Below are 532 nucleotides of genomic sequence, written 5' to 3' on the forward strand. Positions count from 1 at the left end.
CCACCAGCCTTGAATATATACCGGATATTAAAGATTGCATGCGACGCATTTGATGTCGACGTGTCCGTGTCCGAGTTCACGTCCGGGGAGATGGTGTGCGGGTGATCTCCAGTACGTGTTCAGGAAGGAGCCGTGGGGGGACCACACGGGCGCCGATCAGGAGGAAAGAACGCAGCGGAAGCCGCTGTGCCCAGTGGAGGAATTCGGTGTGTTGTTCGTTCGCGTAGCCACCCGGTAGCGGTTGCAGTAGGACTCGTGGCATAGGTAGGAGCCGCCGCGCATGACACGTGCCGTACCGATCGGCGGGCCCTGCGGATCCACACGGGTGAGATCAGACTCCGTGGCGTGCCAGTCGGCGCTCCACCGGTCCAGGCGCCATTCCCAGACGTTGCCGGAAGTGTTGTAGAGGCCGTATCCGTTCGGCGCGAAGGCTTAACCGGCGAGGTGCCGACGTATCCGTCGTCTCCGGTGTTCACGTACGGAAACGTGCCCTGCCAGATGTTGCACCGGTGCCGTCCGCGCGGCGTCAGCT

At 62.4% G+C, this 532-nt stretch carries 1 protein-coding gene; it reads right to left on the bottom strand.

The window, feature by feature from the left end; genetic code table 11:
• Positions 1-156 precede the first annotated feature (156 nt).
• Entirely contained in the window at positions 157-372 is a 216-nt protein-coding gene (locus tag ACTMTI_RS57000; RefSeq protein ID WP_441129430.1) for a formylglycine-generating enzyme family protein, read from the bottom strand.
• Positions 373-532 lie beyond the last annotated feature (160 nt).

Origin of the sequence: Nonomuraea sp. H19, from assembly GCF_052068215.1 — a bacterium.
Classification (GTDB): Bacteria; Actinomycetota; Actinomycetes; order Streptosporangiales; family Streptosporangiaceae; genus Nonomuraea.